Genomic DNA, 18123 nt, shown 5'->3' with positions numbered 1-18123 from the left:
ATAAATTGTCGTAGGGTTTTTTGTTTTTAATCAAAATCGGTTTTTATCCGTGATACACTCGTGAAGCAATTATTTTGTCTTCTCTAATGTCTAATACTTCAGCTACCAATAAATCTTCTTCACCGGTAACTGTTCTTATGTATTCCATGAAAATGCGGTCACCATTGGCGGTAAGCGATTTTACTTTGTAATTCAAGCTTGGTAAACGCTCAAAAGCATCTTTCCACCATTCTCGCAAGGCTTCTTTACCGGTAACAAAGCCGTTACTTTCCGGTTTGTACATTTTTAGTTTTGGACTAAAATGAACGGCATCTTCATCATATAAAGACAGTAATTTTTCTAATTCTTTATTATTGAAAGTTTCAAACCATTTAAAAGCAATTGATTGTAATTTTTCTGGTGTCATACTTATTTAGGATTGAATTTTTAATTAAAAAAATCCCATTCCGTATAAACGGAAGGGATTTCATTGTATAATTTCAAAGAAATATTAAACGTTCTTCAAATTGATAATTTCTTGGTCAGTAAGCAATCTCCAGTTTCCTCTTGGCAAATTCTTTTTGGTCAAACCAGCAAAAGAAACTCGGTCAATACGCAATACATCATAACTAAAGTGTTCAAAAATAGAACGAACCACTTTCACGTTTGCTGAACGCAATTGCAATCCAATTTCACTTTTCGCTTCTCCTTCAATATAGCTTACATCTTCCACAAAAACGCGATGACCATCAAGCGTCAATCCTTTTTGTATTTTTTCTAAATCTTCAAATTTCAAATTTTTATCCAATGAAACTTGGTAAATTTTAGATGATTTTTGACTTGGTAACGTAAATTTACGAATCATATCCGTGTCATTTGTGAACAATAACAAACCAGTTGTATTCTTGTCCATTCTTCCCACTGCACCAATTTTTGCAGTCGTAGAACCTTTTACCAGTTCTAATACATTACGATACTCCTGACCTTCGTCCATCGCAGTTGTAAAGTTTTTTGGTTTGTTCAGTAAGATGTATACTTTTTTCTCCGGTGTCAAAGTCGCACCGTCAAAATTTACAACATCACCTGGTTTTACCATGTATCCCATTTCAGTAACAGGAATTCCGTTTACTTTTACCGTCCCGGATTGAATATAAATATCAGCATCACGACGCGAGCAAGCACCTGAATTAGCGATGTATTTATTCAAACGAATTTCGTCTTTTACTTTCGGTCTCTTTGGTGCTTGATTTGGTTTTTTCTCTACTTTATCAGTAGCAATATCGGCAACTTTAGTATTTACTTTAACTTTTTTCGGCCCTTGAGCGCGCTTCTGCATGGCAGGTTTTGGCTTATTTGAACTTGGTCTTGAGCTAGCTGCTCTTGGACCACTTTTCTTATTATTGCCTTCCTTGTTATTCATAATATTCCAATAATTTGTGCAAAGATACTATTTATATACTTGACAATCAATAACCACCAATTATAAAAACGCTAACTGTCTAGTTAATAAGCTAATTAATATATTTTAGTATTATTTTTTGGAGTTATTTAGCTGCGCTGAATCTTCGATGTCCCGCTTTCCACTCTATCTTTTTCTTTTTTAAAGGAAAAAAGAAAAAGGATGCCGTTACAAATGAAATTCACTGAACTCGGATGCGAACAAAGGCTAGGTGAAGTAATCGGGGCTACCCTATCGGTGAATATAGGAGAATTTTGAGAATGGTTTTTTATCCTTTTTATAATTTGAACTAAGGCAAAATTAAACCATCAACAATCGTTTTCCGTGCCATAAAACACTTGGATTAATCAAGACAATACAAAAGACTCCCGCAACAATAAGAAATTTCAATACATTGTGAAGTAGCAAATACTGTGGTTTCGCATTGGATTTCCACAAGTAAAGCAAGAAGAAAATTAGGATAATGAGACAAGAGTAAAAATAAATATCCATATAACCTACATCATAAATATTAATCAAAGCGTAAACTGGAAAAACAGTCAGAATGGTTAAAATAGTTATAGTTATTTTTGATGTTTCTTCGCCATAAACAATAGGAATGGTCTTGTAGTCATTTACTAAATCCCCTTTTAGGTTTTCTAGATCTTTGATCATCTCTCGAATCAGCAATAGCAAAAACAAAAAGGAAGCATGCGCTAAAATTACTCCAAGTTGCTGTTTATAATTTTCTATTTCTTCAAATGGGATTCGGGTGTAAAAATACAGCAGTATCGCAAAAAAAGGCAAAACCGCTAATAAAGCAGCCATTAGGTTTCCTATTATTGGGTATTTTTTTATTTTGTGAGAATAAAACCAAATGAAAAAGATATATCCTGAAAAGAATAAAAATACGCGCCACGAAACAAACAACGCCATTAAGGCGACAATAAAATTCAACGTAAAATAGACATTTAGTTTAGTTTTTTGACTCACTAGTCGATCCAACATTGATTTGTTTGGACGATTGATTAAATCCTTTTGGCTGTCATAAAAGTTATTGATGATATAGCCGGAAGCAATCGTAAGTGACGATGCAAAAACTAGAATAAATAAATTGAAATCGAGCAAAATATCTAACGCTCTTTTTTCTGGAGCCAGAATAAATATAGCCGAAAGGTATTGCGCCAAAATAATGACGGGAATGTTATAGCCTCTAACTACAGAGAACAAACTTGCAATTTTCATTAGGAGAAGTTTGTGCTGCCTGCTTAACATTATAGGAGTAAAATTTAATTTTTAAATTCCCCGTCGGGGTTAGGAGCTAAAACTGATATACTACTTCTAGTTTATAATCTTTCAACGATGCTTTGGCTTTTTCTAAATCTTCGGTAAAACCTAAAATATAGCCACCGCCACCAGAACCGCATAGTTTTAAATAATAATCATTACTATCAATTCCTTGTTGCCAAATTCCATGAAATTGCTCAGGAATCATTGGTTTGAAATTGTTCAAAACTACTTTTGATAATTTTTTGGTGTTCATGAATAACGATTTCATGTCTCCGCCAAGGAAATTTTCAACGCAAGCATCCGTATATTTTACAAATTGATTTTTCAACATCGCACGGAAACCTTTATCTTTTAAACTTTCCATGAAAATATTGACCATCGGAGCCGTTTCGCCCACAATTCCTGAATCTAACAAAAACACAGCGCCTTTTCCGTCAAAACTTTGTGTAGGAATCCCGGTTGCTTCAATATTGTCTTTGGAGTTAATCAAAATCGGAATACTCAAATAGCTATTCAAAGGATCTAAGCCAGAACTTTTTCCGTGGAAAAAACTCTCCATTTGAGAAAATATATTTTTTAATTCCAATAATTTTTCACGGGTAAGATTCTCTAAAACCGTAATTTTATTTTGTGCATATTTATCATAAATCGCAGCTACTAATGCGCCACTACTTCCTACGCCATACCCTTGCGGAATACTGGAATCAAAATACATTCCGGTTTCAACGTCTTCTTTCAAAAGTGCTAAATCAAAAGTTACTAAACCTGGCTGTTCGTTTTGTAGTATTTCTAAATAGGTAACAAATCGTTTCAAGTGACCGTTTGATTTGATAGCTTCGTCAGATGGATTATCCTCTCTTTTAAGCGCGCCGTTATAAAAATTATAAGGAATTGAAAGCCCTTTTGAGTCACGAATAATGCCGTATTCTCCAAAGAGTAATATTTTTGAATAAAATAAAGGTCCTTTCATAGTATGTTGTTAATTAACAATTTGAGATTGATAATTGTGTGTTGTAATAAATAATTTTTATAAATCTACTTGGTCTCCACGATTTGCTTCTAGAATTCCCAAGTCAATTTCTTCTTGTTGTTCAGGAGATAATCCTTTCCAAACGTCTTTTTTTTGTGCTTTGAAAATATTTTTTATGGCCTCGATTATAGCTTTGTCGTCAGTTTCCAAAACCATTTTTATCAATTCTAATTTATCTGATTGAATATCCATAATTTCAGCTCTTTAAAAAATAAAGATAGAAAAAAAACAAATTAAATCAACACAGCACCGTTTCCAATTTCGTCACAAATGTACTGACCATTTTGACAATAGCCAACTAATTCGTTCTGAATAAATTGTAAAACTTGTTTGCTAACGTTTTTGGGATACAAAACATGTACATTTGCGCCAGCATCAAGTGTGAAACAAACCGGAATTTGAGTCGCATTTCTAAATTTCCAAATTGCATTTATAATCTCTAAAGTGTTCGGTTTCATCAATATAAAATAGGGCATCGAGGTCATCATCATCGCATGCAACGTCAAGGCTTCACTCTCAACAATTTTGATGAATTCATCCAGATTCCCACTTTTGAAAATAGCAATTAGTTGGTCTAAGTTTTCATGCGCTTGTGCAAATCGCCTTTCGGCAAAAGGATGGTTGTGCATCAAATCATGGCCTACGGTACTGGAAACTTGTTTTTCTCCTTTGTCAACCAGTAAAATAGTGTCTTGGTAATTTCTGAAATTCTCATGAATGGCATGAGGAAATTCCACTCCAAATAATTCAGAACTTCCAGAAATGTTCTTTTGGCTTCCCCAAACTACAACCTGTCCTTTGACACTACGGCAAGCACTTCCAGAACCCAAACGCGCTAATAAAGACGCTTTTTGATAGAAATAATCATCAGTCATTTCCGGGTTTAATGCTTTTTCTACACTCATCAAATTCATAGCCAAAGCAGCCATTCCAGAGGCTGATGAAGCAATTCCCGAACTGTGCGGAAAGGTGTTTTCAGTATCAATCGTAAAATGGTAGTCTTTTAAAAAAGGCAAGTAGATTTCGATACGCTCTAGAAATTTTTGAATCTTTGGTTTGAAATCTTCTTTAGGTTGTCCTTCAAAAAGCAAGTCAAAAGAGAATTTATCATCATTGTCTTTTTTGGCGAAAGCCAATTTGGTAATTGTTTTGCAATTATTCAACGTAAAGCTCACCGAAGGATTCGCAGGAATTTGATTCTCCTTTTTCCCCCAATACTTTACGAGAGCAATATTACTTGGCGCGCTCCATTGAAAGTTTCCGTTTTCAACTGAATGTGTATATGGTGATGGAATAAAATCGTTTGTTGCAATCATGAATGTATAAATTTACGCAAAGATACTTTTTTTCAGTTATTTGTTTCTTTGTTTAATGCGTTATTCGTTCGAAAGATTTGATTAAATTTGGCTCACATTAGAAAAAAATAAAAATGAATAAAATCACTCGAATCTTAGCTGTTGTTGTTACGTGTCTTGCTATTGGATATTTCTCAGGAATGGTAACCCGATCCGCCATTACAACTTGGTATCCTACTCTAATAAAACCTAGCTTTAATCCGCCTAATTGGGTTTTTGCACCGGTTTGGAGTATGTTGTATGTGATGATGGGTGTTGCGGCAGGATTAGTTTGGGACCGCATAGAAGCAGATAAAGTAGTGGTAAAAAAAGCGTTAATTTTCTTTGCAATTCAACTAGCCCTAAATGCGTTGTGGTCGTATTTGTTTTTTGGATTACAAAACCCAATGCTTGCTGGTTTAGAAATTATCGTGTTGTGGCTGATGATTTATGAAACGTACATTCAGTTTTCTAAAATCAATAAAATTGCGGGTTATTTGTTTATTCCGTATTTGGCTTGGGTTAGTTTCGCTGCCGTTTTAAATGGAAGTATTTGGTGGTTGAATCGCTAATGCTGTAACTTATTTTTAGTAAATAGCTGCTATATGTTAATGCGAATCATTTTTTGTAAAGTACAGGATTTTACCACTCATAAATTCCATCAAAGTTAGGACATTTTGATTTTCAGCAATTAGTTTTGATTTGGGATCTTTGTCACAAAATTCAAGGAAAGCACTAATTTGTTCGGGTTTTAATTGTAGTGTTTGTGTAAAAAAATCTTGCTCGCATTTTGCTTTTGCAGCTTCTATAAAAGATAAGTGAGGACTTTGTTTTATTAGTGTATCTTTTTCTTTTTTGAATAAGCCAAGAATCATTTTTCCTATTCGCATAAAATTCATACCGTTTTCAATACTTCCATTGTAAACACCAGGGTTTTTAATTGAACTTGCCGCTTTTTGCAGTGCTAGTTGATCTAGTTTTCCTTGTTCCCACTTCGCATCTTTACTTAGCTTTATGGATGGATTGTTGTTTACCAAGACCTCTTTTAGCTCTTCGATTTTTTGGTTTAAAGTAACTTTTATAAATCCTTCAGCAAGTAATTTGCTACTCACTGTAATTTTTTTTATTTCATAATTTTTAGAAATAAAAACAAGTAAATCGTTTGGTTTGGCAGCAATAGAAAATCCACCATTTGCATCGGAAACTACTAGTGTTTTTGTGGTAGAATTGATGATTTCAACTTGAGAAACAGCATTATTGACAAAATAAATTTGCCCTTTGAGCGTACTATTCGTTTGGGCAATTCCCAACTGATATATTAAAAACAGGAGTGTACTAAGTAATTTTATTTTCATATATTTTTAATAAGCTATTCGTAAAGTTATTAGAATCGTCTTAAATAAAACTTAGTGATTTTGTAAACTCTTGTTAATTAAATTTAAATGGAAGCTGCCACAATAAACCCGCTTGTCCATGCATTCTGAAAATTAAATCCTCCAGTAATGGCATCAATGTTTACAATTTCTCCCGCAAAATAAAGGTTTTTATGCAATTTGCTTTCCATGGTTTTAAAATTGATTTCCTTCAAATCGATACCTCCAGCTGTTACAAATTCTTCTTTAAAAGTACTTTTTCCGTTCACTTGAAAAGTTGCATTCGTCAATTGATTCGCGAGATTTTGCAATTGTATTTTAGATAAATCGGCCCATTTCGTCTCCACTTCAATGCTTGAAGCAAGTACTAAACTTTCCCATAATCTATTGGTTAATTCGAAAGGAGATTTCTTTGAAACTGATTTTTTAGCGTGTTCCTGTTTTAATTCTTTCAGCTTTTTCTCGACATCAGCAGTATCTTCATCATTCAACCAATTCACGAAAATGGTAAACTGATAATTTTTGTCATGCAAGATTCGGGCACCCCAAGCAGAAAGTTTCAAGATGGCTGGGCCACTCATTCCCCAATGCGTAATTAATAAAGGTCCTGTTGTGGTGAGTTTGGTGTCTTTTACCTTTACAGTTACTTGTGTTGCAACTCCGGGTAATTCTTTTATTCTGGAGTCTTTGATATTGAAAGTGAATAGGGAAGGAACTGGACTGACAACAGCGTGACCAAAATTCTGTAACATTTCCCATACTTTAGGATTGCTTCCTGTGGACAGAATCAGCTTTTCGGCAAGATAGTTTTCAGTTTGGGTTTCTACTTTCCAAGCGGTGTCTTTCTTGAAAATAGATTGCACACTTTGTCCTGTAAGTACTGCAATCCCTAGTTTTTGTGTTGCTTTCAGGAAACAATCAATAATCGTTTGAGACGAATTCGAAACGGGGAACATGCGTCCGTCCGCTTCAATTTTGAGTTCTACGCCATGCTTCTCGAACCATTCAATCGTATCGCCAGAACAAAACTGATGAAAAGGACCGCGTAATTCTTTTTCGCCACGCGGATAAAACTTCACTAATTCGTTCGGTTCAAAACAAGCATGCGTCACGTTGCATCTTCCACCGCCGGAAATTCGAACTTTTTGTAATACTTCCGCACCGCGTTCTAAAATGGCAACTTTCAGTTTTGGATTTTTCTCCACGATGTTAATGGCTGTAAAAAAACCTGCTGCGCCGCCGCCTACTATTATTATATCGAAATTCTGATTCATATTCTATTTGGGAAATCGGTGATGATACCGTTTACGTTGCATGTTTTTATTTTTTGAATGTCTTCTAATGCATTGATGGTCCACGGGAAAACCTGCAATCCTTTTTCCTGTATTTTTGCCGTGTTTTCTTTTGTCAATAAATGAAAATGCGGATGAATGGATTTTGCCTGAATGAATTTGGCGAAAGCCAAAGCCAAGTCTAAATCAGTTTCCGTTAATACACCAACAGGAATTTTATCATTTAAAAATGCCACTTGTTGCAGTGCATTCCAATCAAAACTGGAAATTAAAAATCGGTCGTATTTCCATCCTTTTTTAGTGACGTATTTTTCTATAAGTGAAACCACTTTATCTGTTGCTTCATGACTTTTGAGTTCAATATTGATAAAACAATCTTGGTTTACCAAATCAAAAACTTCCTTCAGAGTTGGAATTTCATATTTTCCATCGATACGAAAAGCTTTTAATTCGCGCAAAGATAATGTATTTACAAAACCTTTTCCGTTGGTCGTTCGGTCAATAGATTCGTCATGAATAACGATTATTTCGCCATCAGCACTCAAATGCACGTCGAGTTCAATGCCGTCCACTTGCATGTCTAATGCTTTTTGGAATGAAACAAAGGTGTTCTCTGGTTCATAACCTTTTGCGCCACGATGTCCAATTTTGAGCATTTTCTTTGATTTTTTTGTAAAGGTAAACATAAAAAAAACGCCTTCATTTCTAAAGGCGTTTGGATTAAATCATTTTAAAAATTATTTTTTCAATTCCAATAAAACAATGTCGAATTCTGAATCAATACTTACTTTTCCATTGGAAACAATTGCTTCTTTACCAGAATAGGCATCTCTTACGTTAGTTCCATTTTTAAAAATAGAACCTACTGAAAGTTCTTTGGTCCCAATCGCTAAATCCAATCCAACTACAACATTATCTGAATAATTTTCTTTAGAAAAAGTTCTGGAAAAAGTATACGGTTGAGCCGAAATTTGTTGGTGTATTCCTGCTCCCACCGAAGCGTGGTTTTTTCTGAATTGACCCAGTTTTTGCCAATGTAACAGTGTTTTTTGTGTTTGAGGATTTGAATTAATAGCTTCCCAATTCATAAACGAACGCAAGGTTGCATCGCCTTGAGTGCCTTCGATTACTAAGGATCGAGCGCTTTCGTCACCATAATATACTTGAGAAAGTCCAGGACTCAGTAATAATTTTGTTCCGCTTTCTATAGTTTTGGTACGATTGGCATCAAATGGTCCGCCGTCATCGTGTGAAGACAAATAGTTCAAAACACTATATCCTTTTAAGTCATTGTTTAGCTTGTCAGAATATTTGGAAAATATAAATTCATAGTCTTTTTGTGCATCCCACTTGAATTCGAAGTTGATCATGTTATTGAAACCATTCTTAAAATAGTTTATTTTTTTATCTCCAAAATCAAAATCTTGTCCGCCACTGATGCCATAATTGTATACTTCGGCAATCGTGTAAAAAGGGTTGTTGTCTAAAATTTTTGCTGGATTGTTTTTCTTCCAAGTTTCAAAAGCGTAGTCACATTGGGTTTTAAAATCGGCCCAAACCGTTTCATTGGTATGTTTTACCGTGTCGCCTCTGTACCCGTCAACGCCATAATCCGCAATATAATCTGTCAACCACTTGATGATGTAATATTTGGGCGCTTTTGGATAACCAGTACGCGCAAAAAATGCGTCCAATTCTTTCATTTCTTGTTCGTAACGGCCTTCTTTTTTCCATTTTTCAATTAAATAGGGAGGCAATTCTACATTTTGATTGCTCTCTGTTTTTATATCCGGAAGATTAGCTACGAGTGTGCAAGCGGTTGTGTTTTCAAACGATTTATAATCACAAGTTGGTCCTGTTCGAACCCAGTCATTTGGCCAAACCGTATCTTCAGCAGTTACGGGGCCAGTGTGATTGATTACGCCATCGAGAATGATTCGGATTCCGTGTGCGTGTGCTTTTTGTACCAATGCAGCCAAATCTTCTTTTGTTCCAAAGTTAGGATCTAAGTTGGTCCAGTCTCTTGTCCAATAGCCGTGGAAGCCATAGCTTAAACCGGTTCCTTCATCAACGCCATCGTGGATTTGCTCTACTATTGGTGTAAACCAAATGGCATTGATTCCTAATTTATCAAAATACCCTTCGTCAATTTTTTGAGAAATCCCTTTGATATCGCCACCTTCAAAACCACGAAGTTTTCCCGTTGTTTTGGTTCTGTTGAAGTTTATATCATTTGAAGTGTCACCATTATTAAAACGGTCTGTCATCAGGAAATAAACATTGGCACCTTCCCAAACGAAAGGTGTTTTGTTACTCTCAGCAACCGTTTTTGTACTGGAGCAACTACTTAAAATTGTCATGGTTAATAGTAAAAGTGGGATTGAATATTTTTTCATTTTTTCAGTGTTAAATGATTGTTTTTCTTGAAACATATAAGTCATATAAGTTGAAATAATAGCGATACATTTTCTATCAAGCGCTTTTGTTTTATGCTTTTTCTGATAGAATTTTAATTACTTCAACTCTAAAATCAAAACCGACTTAGGTTCGATACTAATTTCGTTTGTAACGTCAAATGTAAATTCAGAAATTACATCTTTTCCGGTTTTAAAGTTTTTGATATTTTCTTTAAAGCGATCGGTTTTTACAGTTTTGGTTACGTTGCTGTTGTTCATTAAAACCATTATCGTTTCATTCGTGTTGTATCTAAAATAAACGTAAATGTTGTTTTCTGGAATGTAATGCGTCATTTTTCCGGTATGAATTGCCGCTTTTGTTTTTCTCCAATTGAATAATTTGGAAGTAAAGTCAAAATACTCACTTTGTCCCGGAGTTCTTCCTTCTTTGACAAAAGCATTGTTTTTATCACCTTCCCATCCGCCAGGGAAATCTTGACGAATATCCGCATCACCTTTGTTTTTATCACCGGCCATTCCTATTTCACTTCCGTAATACAATTGTGGAATCCCGCGAACGGTAGCCATCAAAGTCATTGCCATTTTGTATTTTCGGATGTCATTTCCGTAAGTTTGATTGATGCGATTGGTGTCGTGATTTTCGACAAAAATCAACATATTATTGATATTTGGATACAGAAAATCATTGGTAAAATTGTCATACATTTTTACCATTCCTTTGTCCCAAGTCCCTTCGTCTTCGCTGAAAGCTTTGGTAGTTGCCTCATATAATGTAAAATCCATTACACTTGGCAGATACGAGTTGTAATTTTGTATTTCAGCAATTTTACTGTCTTTTTGCCAATAAGCCATTTGCGCTTGACTTTGCATCCAAACTTCCCCTACAATATTAAAATTAGGGTATTCATCTGTTATGGATTTTGTCCATGTTGCAATTCCTTTTGGGTCTGAATAATTATAGGTGTCGACTCTGAATCCATCCAAATCAGCTGATTCAATCCACCAGATGGCATTTTGAATCAAGTATTTTAAAGTCAAAGGATTTCTTAAATTTAAATCAGGCATCGAGGGAACAAACCAACCGTCTATTGCGATTTTTTTATCAATTTCAGAGGCGTTGGTATCATGGATCACCGTTCTTTTGTGATTGGTTTGGGTGTACGTATCAAAATGATTAATCCACTCCTTGGTAGGTAAATCTTTTATCATCCAATGTTCAATTCCCCAGTGATTCGTTACATAGTCCATTACTAATTTCATTTTGCGTTTGTGCATTTCAGCAGCCAAACGTGCATAATCTTCATTGGTTCCAAAACGTGGATCTATTTTATACACATCCGATTGGCCGTAGGTGTGATACGAATGTTTCGCATCATTGTCTTCGCAAAGCGGCGTACTCCAAATGGCTGTTGCACCCAAGGATGAAATATAGTCTAGGTTTTTTATAATACCCTCTATGTCTCCACCGTGTCTTCCGCCAGGTAATTCTCTGTTGTATTTTTCTTGGGTCGAATTTTCACTGTCGTTATTCCTATTGCCATTTGCAAAGCGATCCGGCATTAATAAATACATCATATCCGAAGAATCAAAGCTTTTGCGTTGTGCAGAATTTTCTCTTCGTTTCTTGAGACTGTATTTTTGTGTAAAGGTTGCTGTGTTGTTTTTAAAAGTAAAAAGAAAATCAGATGCAACTACTTTTTTGGTGTCAATAGTGACGAAAAGGTAATTGGGATTTTCTGTTCTTTTAACATTGTTTATTTTTATGCCATTAGAAACGGTGACTTGATATTGCGAAATATTTTTGCCGTAAAAAAGAATTTGTAGCTCTGGATTATGCATTCCTGCGTACCAAAAAGGAGGTTCTACTTTGTCGATTTGAGCGTTTAAAGTTAGAGACATAAAAAAAAGGAATACAGTTATTTTTTTTAGAAAACTTTTATTTATCAATGGTAAAGGAATAGTTTTATTCATTGTGAAATACATTTATTAATTTTTTTTAAGAACATTAAAATAAAGGTGACATACTTTTCGCAGAATTAAGGATGTTAACACCGCAAAACTACTCTTGAGAATTGTCACTAAGTAAACAATCCCAATAGGAATTGGGATTGTTTGTAAGCCTAGCGAGGCTTGGAATCAAATGTTAGAATTAACTACAAGTTCTAGCAATTGTTTACGATACAGTAGCTAAATTTTCAGGTTTTACAAGAACTTTCTGGCCGTTTACTATGATATTTAATTCATTGTTGCCATCAATTGAAAAAGTGGTTTCCTTATGATTGATAGCCACTTTCAAAATTTGATTTCTGAAATTTATTTTAAAAGAATATCCTTCCCATTCTTTTGGAATTTTTGGTGAAAAATGAAGTGTATCCTCTTTAATTCGCATTCCACCAAAACCTTCTACAATACTCATCCAAGTACCAGCCATAGAAGTAATGTGACAGCCTTCCTCTACTTCTTTATTGTAATCATCTAAATCCAAACGTGAGGTTCTTAAATAGAACGTGTACGCCATATCCATTTTGTCTAATAAAGCTGCTTGAATGGAGTGTACGCAAGGCGAAAGTGAACTTTCATGAACTGTGAAGGATTCATAGAATTCAAAATTATTTTTCAGTTCTTCTCTCGAAAAATGATCTTCAAAGAAGTAAAAGCACTGTAAAACATCGGCTTGTTTGATATACGGAGAACGTAAAATTCTATCCCAAGACCATTTTTGGTTGATTGGTCTTTGGCTTTTATCTAAATCAGCTACGCGAACTAATTCTTTGTCCAAGAAACCGTCTTGTTGCAAGTACACGTTGTGTTCTTCCGAAAAAGGGAAGTACATATTGTCTGAAACTTTTTTCCAAGATTGCAATTCGCTATCCGTGATTTTTACTTTTTCTGTTATTCTTTTATGATCAACAGGATATTCCAGTGACACTTTCTGAATTTGTTCGTAGGTATATTCCAGACACCATTTTGCGATATAATTCGTGTAGAAATTATTATTTACGTTGTTCTCATATTCGTTTGGACCAGTAACTCCAAGAATTACGTATTGGTTTAGATTAGTCGAAAAATTCGCTCTTTGATGCCAGAAACGTGCAATTCCGATTAATACTTCCAGTCCTTTTTCAGGAATGTAGCTGTAATCGCCTGTGTATCTGTAAAAGTTGTAAATGGCAAAGGCAATAGCTCCATTTCTATGAATCTCTTCAAAAGTAATTTCCCATTCGTTATGACATTCTTCGCCATTCATGGTTACCATTGGATACAAAGCAGCGCCATTAGTAAATCCTAATTTAGCCGCATTTTCTATGGCTTTGTCCAACTGATTGTAACGGTACGTCAACAAGTTTCGAGCCACTTCCTGATCTTTCGTCGCCATGTAAAACGGAATGCAATAGGCCTCGGTATCCCAATACGTTGATCCGCCGTATTTTTCTCCTGTGAAACCTTTTGGTCCAATATTCAAACGGGAATCTTTTCCTAAATAGGTTTGGTTCAACTGAAAAATATTGAAACGAATTCCTTGCTGTGCTTTTACATCGCCGTCAATTGTAATATCGGACATTTCCCAAATTTTTGACCAAGAATCAATCTGATCTTGCAACAAGGCATCATATCCTAATTCTAGAGCAGCCTGAATTGCTTTTTCTGCAGCTGTAAATGTATTTTCATGGTTTAAAGAAACAGTGTATCCGCCAATTTTTTGGATAGATGATTTTTGGCCTTGAGCCACAATTACATCATAACTAAATTGAATCTTATCAGCAGTTGCATCAATGTTAGAAGGAGAAATACATGTTTTTTCACCATTTGTCAAAATGTTATTTTGCATGAAAGTAGTCACCTTGAAGTGTGTTTTGAACGTTTGAGCCGTTACAAATGCTTCGTTTCCTGATTTTTTAACATCAAGTGGTTCCCAGAATTTTTCTTCCCAGTTCGCATCTTCATTAGTTACACCAGCGTCGATGTAGGGTTTGTAAACTATTTTTGAATCTTTATTTAAAGGTGTGATTTCATAATTGATAACCCCAATTTCATCTAAAACGATTGAAAGAAAACGACGAATATTCACTGAGATGGCTGTTCCGTTTTTCAAAGTGGCTTCAAAAGAACGGTTGTACCAACCTTCTTTCATGTTTAGCTCTCGGCGAAAATTTTTAACATCAGTACAGGTATTTAAATCTAGTTTTTCTCCGTTGATTTCAATATCAATTCCAATCCAGTTGGGCGCATTTAAAACTTTGGCAAAATATTCAGGATACCCATTTTTCCACCAGCCCACTTTGGTTTTGTCGGGGTAATAAATTCCTGCGATATAACTTCCTTGGAATGTTTCTCCAGTATAATTTTCTTCAAAATTAGCACGTTGTCCCATGGCACCGTTCCCAATGCTAAACAAACTTTCAGATGATTTTACGCGCTCTACATCAAATCCTTCTTCTATGATGGACCAATTATCTGGTTTTATATAATCTTGATTCATTTTATTTTTTGTTTAAAGTTTAAGGTTTCAAGTTGTCTCAAAACTTTAAAAATACATTTCGTTTTATTTTATCAAATTTGCAATGAATGATGTTTCTATCTCAGTAAAGTCTTTAAAGATATATTTCGCTTCATGCAAAGTACTTGCCTCTCCTATTCCTATGCTGATCATTTTTCCAATATTTGCTGCTTGTACTCCCGCCACTGAATCCTCAAAAACGATAGAATCTTCTGGTTTGATGTTCAATAACTTTGCAGCCATTAAGAAAACTTCCGGATCTGGTTTGGCATTCGTTACATCATTTCCGTCTACAACAGCATCAAAATAAGAGCGTATTCCTGTTTTTTCTAAAATAGGTCTTGCGTTTTTACTGGCTGAACCCAAAGCGATTGGTTGGTTGTTTTCTTTCAGAAATTTTAAAATTTCAAAAACTCCCGGAAGAATCTCGCTTGCATCCATGTCAACTAAATAGGATAGGTAGTCTTCATTTTTTTGAACTAACCATCGGTCTTTGTCTTCTTGTGATGCGGTTACTTTTCCTAATTCTAATATGATATCCAAAGAGCGCACGCGGCTGACTCCTTTTAATAATTCATTATGTTCGTGTGTAAATTCGATATTTAATTCAGTAGCGATTTTTTGCCACGCCAGGTAATGGTATTTAGCGGTGTCAACAATTACTCCGTCAAGGTCGAATATAAATGCTTTTGTATTCATTATTATTGTTTTATTACGTCATCAACATCTTTTACTTTGGCCACTAAAATAGCAGCAATCAAGAAGCTGACGCCACTAGTAACTAATGCAAATATGGCGTTGTCATTGTATACATATTTAACTAAGGGTCCGCCAATCAAGGCATTGACAATTTGGGGAATTACGACAAAGAAGTTAAAGATACCCATGTAAACTCCCATTTTCATTGGAGATATTGATCCGGCTAGGATGGCATACGGCATCGATAAGATACTTGCCCAAGCAATACCTACAGCAACCATAGAAAGAATTAGCCAGTTTTCATTAGGAACAAAATAGATAGATATTAACCCAATTCCTCCAACAATTAAAGAGATGGAGTGTGTTAATTTTCTGCCGAATTTTTTTGCGATATATGGCAAAGCAAAAGCATAGAAAGCAGAAACTAAATTGTAAATACCGAACAGTACTCCAACCCAGTCTCCTGCGTTTTGATACGCTTCACTTTTGCTGTCCGAAATGGGTAGGCCATAAATATGATGGGCTATGGCAGGAGTGGTGAAAACCCACATTCCAAAAAGACCAAACCATGAGAAAAATTGTACCCAGCTTAATTGTCGCATCGTGGTGGGCATTTTTCTGAAATCATCAAAAATATCTAGTAAACTGGATTCTTTTGGATTAGTATCAGCCACTTTAGTTTCCTGATGCGCCATTTCGTCTTCAAATTGTGCTAATTCTTCTGGAGAATATTCTTTGGTAGAAAAAATGGAAACCAGAATGGAAACTACTAGAATAGCCGCTCCTATCACAAAGGATAAAATCAAGTGCATTGGAACCCCGCCATTATCATCTCTGTTTGAAACGCCAAAATAATTCGTTAATACATATGGTAATAATGAACCAATAACAGCACCAAAACCAATTAATGCGGTTTGTACGCTAAAACCTAATGTTCTTTGGTCGGTTCTTAAATTATCTCCCACTAATGCTCTGAAAGGTTCCATAGCAATATTGAAAGACGCATCCATAATCATCAGCATTCCGGCACCAACCCATAAGGCAGGTAAAAAAGCGATAAAAATTTCGGCTTGTGGCATTAATATTAAGCCAATAGAGGCAAGTAATGCTCCGACTAAAAAGAATGGTTTTCGTCTTCCGAATTTCCCCCACGTTTTGTCACTGTAATGTCCTATTATGGGCTGTACAATAAGTCCCATTAAAGGGGCAATGATCCAAAACCAGGATAATTCATGAACGTCTGCTCCAAAAATCTGCAAGATTCTGCTGGCATTCGCATTTTGAAGGGCAAAACCCATCTGTATTCCTAAAAAACCGAAACTCATGTTCCAAATTTGCCAGAAACTTAATTTACGCTTTTCCATTATCGTAATTTAAAAATTAATACGATAAGCGCTATGCTTATCAAAACTTATCTTATTTTCGAAGTAAAAGTTGAAGCTTTGAATGGGTAAATATAAAAATATATTTGAAACTATTGTTTTAGAGAAACAAATAATCTGGATCTTTTACAACTACAACCTTGTAGTTGTAAATAAATTAACGATTAAGTGCTAATTAGTTGATTCTCTTTCTATCAAATGCGTTTCAATTACTTCCGTTTTATAGTTTTCGTTTTCTTCTTCCTCTTCAGATTCGAGTCTTTCAATTAGCATTTTTGCAGCTTTATTTCCCATTTTTATGCCACTCTGACTTACTGTAGTAATAGTAGGTGTAGAATATTTTGAAATGATTCCGTCTGTAAAAGCTATAACGGCTAAGTCATTAGGGACATTCAATCCTATTTTATTAGCTGTTTTGATTATGGTAACTGCAAAAAGTTCATTTACAGCAAAAACGGCATCAATAGCTTTGTCTTCCAATAGTTTTCCAATGGTGATTTCGCAGGTATCAATGTCTTCAATTTTGATAATTAGTTTTTCATTGAAGGGTATTCCGTTGTCAAGAAGCGCTTTAGTATAACCATCAGTCCTTAGTTTTCCTACACTTACATAATCAACGGTTGTTACTAAGGCAATTTTTTTTCGTCCTTTATCAATTAAGCTTTGCACGGCTTCATAAGCTGCATATTTATCGTCTATGATCACTTTATCGCAAAGAATATCATTAGTAACCCTGTCAAACATTACAACAGGCATTCCTTGATTGATAACTTCGGTAATATGATGAAAATCACCTCTAAATTGGGTTTCTTTGGAGAGTGACATGATGAATCCGTCAATGCTTCCGTTGGCAAGCATTTCCATGTTAAGTACTTCTTTGTCAAATGAATCATCTGATAAACAAATGATTACGCTATACCCATTTTCATTAGCAATTTGCTCAATTCCATTAATGACTGTTGAAAAGAAATGGTGAACAATTTCGGGAATAATAATTCCAATTGTTTTTGTTTTTCTGTTCTTTAAACTAAGTGCAATGTTGTTGGGTTTATAGTGGTAAAATTTAGCAAACGCCTGCACTTTTAGTCTTGTTTCTTCACCTATTTCAAGGCTGTTTCTCAACGATTTTGAAACGGTAGAAATGGATACGTCTAATTCTTTTGCAATTTGTTTAAGCGTTATTTTCCTTTTCATGTTGAAGATGTGGTAAAAAATTATTTCGTAATAAAGATAAAATTAAATTTTACAAATGGTAATTAAACTGATAAAAATTTATGTAAATCAGAAAGTTTTCAACACTATTACGTTTTCGTAAGTCAAATAAAAAGAGGCCTTGTCGAGCGTTATAAAATTTACATAAATTTAACATTCGAAGTAATAGTTAAAGGTTG

16 protein-coding genes are annotated in these 18123 nt (G+C 34.9%); 1 reads left to right on the top strand and 15 read right to left on the bottom strand.

The window, feature by feature from the left end:
- Positions 1-43: 43 nt before the first annotated feature.
- The 6 genes from V5J73_RS13260 to V5J73_RS13235 all read right to left on the bottom strand — a co-directional run bounded on the left by V5J73_RS13260 (position 44) and on the right by V5J73_RS13235 (position 5053).
- Positions 44-406, bottom strand: coding sequence for a nuclear transport factor 2 family protein (locus V5J73_RS13260; RefSeq protein WP_338646458.1), 363 nt, complete (start codon positions 404-406; stop codon positions 44-46).
- 84 nt (positions 407-490) lie between these two features.
- Entirely contained in the window at positions 491-1399 is a 909-nt protein-coding gene (locus V5J73_RS13255; RefSeq protein WP_338646457.1) for a pseudouridine synthase, read from the bottom strand.
- 339 nt (positions 1400-1738) lie between these two features.
- Positions 1739-2692, bottom strand: coding sequence for a geranylgeranylglycerol-phosphate geranylgeranyltransferase (locus tag V5J73_RS13250; RefSeq protein ID WP_338646456.1), 954 nt, complete (start codon positions 2690-2692; stop codon positions 1739-1741).
- Between the two features lie 46 nt (positions 2693-2738).
- Positions 2739-3677, bottom strand: a complete 939-nt coding sequence (locus tag V5J73_RS13245) for a mevalonate kinase family protein (protein WP_338646454.1) — start codon at positions 3675-3677, stop codon at positions 2739-2741.
- Positions 3678-3734: 57 nt separating this feature from the next.
- Entirely contained in the window at positions 3735-3929 is a 195-nt protein-coding gene (locus V5J73_RS13240) for a hypothetical protein (protein WP_338646452.1), read from the bottom strand.
- Positions 3930-3970: 41 nt separating this feature from the next.
- Complete coding sequence (locus tag V5J73_RS13235; protein ID WP_338646450.1) at positions 3971-5053, bottom strand: diphosphomevalonate/mevalonate 3,5-bisphosphate decarboxylase family protein; 1083 nt, start codon at positions 5051-5053, stop codon at positions 3971-3973.
- Between the two features lie 113 nt (positions 5054-5166).
- Here V5J73_RS13235 and V5J73_RS13230 point away from each other — a divergent pair, with 113 nt between their 5' ends.
- Positions 5167-5643: a TspO/MBR family protein gene (locus V5J73_RS13230; protein WP_338646449.1), complete on the top strand. Its 477-nt coding sequence runs from the start codon at positions 5167-5169 to the stop codon at positions 5641-5643.
- Positions 5644-5679: 36 nt separating this feature from the next.
- Here the strand turns inward: V5J73_RS13230 and V5J73_RS13225 are convergent, their stop codons facing one another.
- The 9 genes from V5J73_RS13225 to V5J73_RS13185 all read right to left on the bottom strand — a co-directional run bounded on the left by V5J73_RS13225 (position 5680) and on the right by V5J73_RS13185 (position 17926).
- Complete coding sequence (locus V5J73_RS13225) at positions 5680-6426, bottom strand: hypothetical protein (RefSeq protein WP_338646448.1); 747 nt, start codon at positions 6424-6426, stop codon at positions 5680-5682.
- A gap of 83 nt (positions 6427-6509) precedes the next feature.
- A complete protein-coding gene (locus tag V5J73_RS13220) occupies positions 6510-7718 on the bottom strand; it encodes an NAD(P)/FAD-dependent oxidoreductase (RefSeq protein ID WP_338646447.1) in 1209 nt (402 codons plus the stop codon).
- On the bottom strand, positions 7715-8392 hold the full coding sequence (locus tag V5J73_RS13215) for a glycerophosphodiester phosphodiesterase (protein ID WP_338646446.1): 678 nt from the start codon (positions 8390-8392) through the stop codon (positions 7715-7717). Before V5J73_RS13215 ends, V5J73_RS13220 begins: the two co-directional genes overlap by 4 nt.
- Before the next feature lie 81 nt (positions 8393-8473).
- Positions 8474-10132 carry an alpha-amylase family glycosyl hydrolase gene (locus V5J73_RS13210; RefSeq protein ID WP_338646445.1) on the bottom strand — a complete coding sequence of 553 codons (1659 nt, stop codon included), beginning with the start codon at positions 10130-10132 and terminating at the stop codon, positions 8474-8476.
- A 117-nt stretch (positions 10133-10249) separates the two neighbouring features.
- A complete protein-coding gene (locus tag V5J73_RS13205) occupies positions 10250-12124 on the bottom strand; it encodes a glycoside hydrolase family 13 protein (protein WP_338646444.1) in 1875 nt (624 codons plus the stop codon).
- A 202-nt stretch (positions 12125-12326) separates the two neighbouring features.
- A complete protein-coding gene (locus V5J73_RS13200) occupies positions 12327-14633 on the bottom strand; it encodes a glycoside hydrolase family 65 protein (RefSeq protein WP_338646442.1) in 2307 nt (768 codons plus the stop codon).
- A 63-nt stretch (positions 14634-14696) separates the two neighbouring features.
- Complete coding sequence (gene pgmB, locus V5J73_RS13195; protein ID WP_338646441.1) at positions 14697-15350, bottom strand: beta-phosphoglucomutase; 654 nt, start codon at positions 15348-15350, stop codon at positions 14697-14699.
- Between the two features lie 2 nt (positions 15351-15352).
- A complete protein-coding gene (locus tag V5J73_RS13190; protein ID WP_338646440.1) occupies positions 15353-16714 on the bottom strand; it encodes an MFS transporter in 1362 nt (453 codons plus the stop codon).
- A gap of 189 nt (positions 16715-16903) precedes the next feature.
- Complete coding sequence (locus V5J73_RS13185; protein WP_338646439.1) at positions 16904-17926, bottom strand: LacI family DNA-binding transcriptional regulator; 1023 nt, start codon at positions 17924-17926, stop codon at positions 16904-16906.
- Between the last annotated feature and the right edge of the window lie 197 nt (positions 17927-18123).

Origin of the sequence: Flavobacterium sp. KS-LB2, from assembly GCF_036895565.1 — a bacterium.
In the GTDB taxonomy this organism is placed as follows: Bacteria; Bacteroidota; Bacteroidia; order Flavobacteriales; family Flavobacteriaceae; genus Flavobacterium.
The sequence above is the reverse complement of the archived record's forward strand: the minus strand, read 5'-3'. Positions and strand labels throughout refer to the sequence as shown.